2 rRNA genes are annotated in these 3689 nt (G+C 54.5%); both read right to left on the bottom strand.

Going from position 1 to position 3689, the window contains the following annotated elements:
• Positions 1 to 11 precede the first annotated feature (11 nt).
• Positions 12 to 128, bottom strand: a 5S ribosomal RNA gene (rrf, locus tag AB0P08_RS17035).
• Positions 129 to 239: 111 nt separating this feature from the next.
• Positions 240 to 3342 (bottom strand): 23S ribosomal RNA (locus AB0P08_RS17030).
• Positions 3343 to 3689 lie beyond the last annotated feature (347 nt).

The following is a 3689-nucleotide window of genomic DNA, read 5'->3' as shown; positions in this document are numbered from 1 at the left end:
GACTAAAAGGAGTCCGGCGGTGTCCTACTCTCCCACAGGGTCCCCCCTGCAGTACCATCGGCGCTGTGAGGCTTAGCTTCCGGGTTCGGAATGTGACCGGGCGTTTCCCTCACGCTATGGCCGCCGAAACACTATTGATGTTTCAATCAAACCTAAAGCAATGATGAATCATTGTTGAAGGTAGTTCTCGACCGTACATCGAGAACCACTCAGTGGACGCAAGCACCAACAAACGGTGTGTTATCAAGTCATCGGCTTATTAGTACCAGTCAGCTGCACACGTTACCGTGCTTCCACATCTGGCCTATCAACCCAGTAGTCTGGCTGGGAGCCTCTCACCCGAAGGTATGGAAGTCTCATCTTGAGGCCGGCTTCCCGCTTAGATGCTTTCAGCGGTTATCCATCCCGAACGTAGCTAATCAGCGGTGCTCCTGGCGGAACAACTGACACACCAGAGGTTCGTCCAACCCGGTCCTCTCGTACTAGGGTCAGATCCTCTCAAACTTCCTACGCGCGCAGCGGATAGGGACCGAACTGTCTCACGACGTTCTAAACCCAGCTCGCGTACCGCTTTAATGGGCGAACAGCCCAACCCTTGGGACCTACTCCAGCCCCAGGATGCGACGAGCCGACATCGAGGTGCCAAACCATGCCGTCGATATGGACTCTTGGGCAAGATCAGCCTGTTATCCCCGAGGTACCTTTTATCCGTTGAGCGACAGCGCTTCCACAAGCCACTGCCGGATCACTAGTCCCGACTTTCGTCCCTGCTCGACCTGTCAGTCTCACAGTCAAGCTCCCTTGTGCACTTACACTCGCCACCTGATTGCCAACCAGGTTGAGGGAACCTTTGGGCGCCTCCGTTACTTTTTGGGAGGCAACCGCCCCAGTTAAACTACCCACCAGGCACTGTCCCTGAACCGGATTACGGTTCGAAGTTAGATATCCAGAGTGACCAGAGTGGTATTTCAACAATGACTCCACGGTAACTGGCGTCACCGCTTCAAAGTCTCCCACCTATCCTACACAAGCCACACCGAACACCAATACCAAGCTGTAGTAAAGGTCACGGGGTCTTTCCGTCCTGCTGCGCGTAACGAGCATCTTTACTCGTAATGCAATTTCGCCGAGTTCGCGGTTGAGACAGTTGGGAAGTCGTTACGCCATTCGTGCAGGTCGGAACTTACCCGACAAGGAATTTCGCTACCTTAGGATGGTTATAGTTACCACCGCCGTTTACTGGGGCTTAAATTCTCAGCTTCGCCTTGCGGCTAACCGGTCCTCTTAACCTTCCAGCACCGGGCAGGCGTCAGTCCGTATACATCGTCTTGCGACTTGGCACGGACCTGTGTTTTTAGTAAACAGTCGCTACCCACTAGTCTCTGCGGCCTCCAAACGCTTTCGGAGCAAGTCCTAATACGTCGAAGGCCCCCCTTCTCCCGAAGTTACGGGGGCATTTTGCCGAGTTCCTTAACCACGATTCTCTCGATCTCCTTGGTATTCTCTACCTGACCACCTGAGTCGGTTTGGGGTACGGGCGGCTAGAACCTCGCGTCGATGCTTTTCTCGGCAGCATAGGATCATCCACTTTTTATCCGCATCGTGTCTCAGCCTGTATGAGTCGCGGATTTGCCTACGACTCGGCCTACGCACTTGCACCAGGACAACCATCGCCTGGCTTGGACTACCTTCCTGCGTCACACCTGTTAATACGCTAACCGCACCAGCATGGGGTCACGTGCTCCCCTCCACGGTGTCACCCGAAGGTGACGATGTGAAGGCTCGGACGTTTAGCACCACTGGATTAGCTTGGGCGGTTCTTCGCCGGTACGGGAATATCAACCCGTTGTCCATCGACTACGCCTGTCGGCCTCGCCTTAGGTCCCGACTTACCCAGGGAAGATTAGCTTGACCCTGGAACCCTTGGTCTTTCGGAGGACGTGTTTCTCACACGTCATTCGCTACTCATGCCTGCATTCTCACTCGTGTAGCCTCCACGGCTGGTTTCCACCGCCGCTTCGCTGGCCACACGACGCTCTCCTACCCATCAACACGGCTGGACCACGAAGGCCTACCAATAATGTCAATGCCACAACTTCGGTGGCGTGCTTGAGCCCCGTTACATTGTCGGCGCGGAATCACTTGACCAGTGAGCTATTACGCACTCTTTCAAGGGTGGCTGCTTCTAAGCCAACCTCCTGGTTGTCAGAGCAACTCCACATCCTTTCCCACTTAGCACGCGCTTTGGGACCTTAGTTGGTGGTCTGGGTTGTTTCCCTCTCGACTATGAAGCTTATCCCCCACAGTCTCACTGCTGCGCTCTCACTTACCGGCATTCGGAGTTTGGCTGACGTCAGTAACCTTGTAGGGCCCATCGGCCATCCAGTAGCTCTACCTCCGGCAAGAAACACGCAACGCTGCACCTAAATGCATTTCGGAGAGAACCAGCTATCACGAAGTTTGATTGGCCTTTCACCCCTATCCACAGCTCATCCCCTCAGTTTTCAACCTAAGTGGGTTCGGTCCTCCACGACGTCTTACCGTCGCTTCAACCTGGCCATGGATAGATCACTTCGCTTCGGGTCTAGGACATGCGACTGAATCGCCCTATTCAGACTCGCTTTCGCTACGGCTACCCCACACGGGTTAACCTCGCCACATATCGCTAACTCGCAGGCTCATTCTTCAAAAGGCACGCTGTCACACCTACCAGGGGTGCTCCAACGGTTTGTAAGCAAACGGTTTCAGGTACTATTTCACTCCCCTCCCGGGGTACTTTTCACCTTTCCCTCACGGTACTTGTCCGCTATCGGTCATCTGGGAGTATTTAGGCTTATCAGGTGGTCCTGACAGATTCACACGGGATTTCACGGGCCCCGTGCTACTTGGGATACTCTCCACGCCAGAACACGCATTTCGACTACGGGGTTGGCACCCTCTATGACCGGCCTTTCAAGACCGTTCGTCTATACGCTTCTGTAACGTCGCCAGCTCGGCAGAACTGACTGGTGAGTCCCACAACCCCGAATATGCAACTCCTGCCGGATATCACACACACTCGGTTTAGCCTGATCCGGTTTCGCTCGCCACTACTAACGGAATCGCGGTTGCTTTCTCTTCCTGTGGGTACTGAGATGTTTCACTTCCCCACGTTCCCTCTACCCGCCCTATATATTCAGGCGGGAGTCACTAGGTCGGCACGCCGCCCAGCGGGGTTTCCCCATTCGGACACCCTCGGATCAAAACTTGCTTATCAGTTCCCCGAGGCTTATCGCAGATTGCTACGTCCTTCTTCGGCTCCAGATGCCAAGGCATCCACCGTTTGCTCTTAAAGACTTGAAATCACATGAGTTTGAATCAAAAACTCGACCCCATCCGAAGATGGAATCAGAAATTGACTAATGATCTTTAAGATCATCTTGTGCAACCAGCTCGAAAGCCGGCTGCAAGATGCTCGCGTCCACTGTGTAGTTCTCAAAGTACGGGCGGAACCCCCATCCACCTGCCCCCACAGGGACAAACAGAAAGAGGTCCAGAGGTTCAGACCAGACCCCGAAGGATCCGCATCCGGTCCCTCAGGACCCAACAGCGTGCAGGCACCGGTCCCCTCACCCAGAACCTTCCAACCACCGAAGCGGCGTACTAGTCCCGAGATCAGATCTCGATGCCATGTCAAATGTTCCACCCAC

It is taken from the genome of Microbacterium meiriae, assembly GCF_040686935.1.
In the GTDB taxonomy this organism is placed as follows: Bacteria; Actinomycetota; Actinomycetes; order Actinomycetales; family Microbacteriaceae; genus Microbacterium; species Microbacterium meiriae.
The sequence above is the reverse complement of the archived record's forward strand: the minus strand, read 5'-3'. Positions and strand labels throughout refer to the sequence as shown.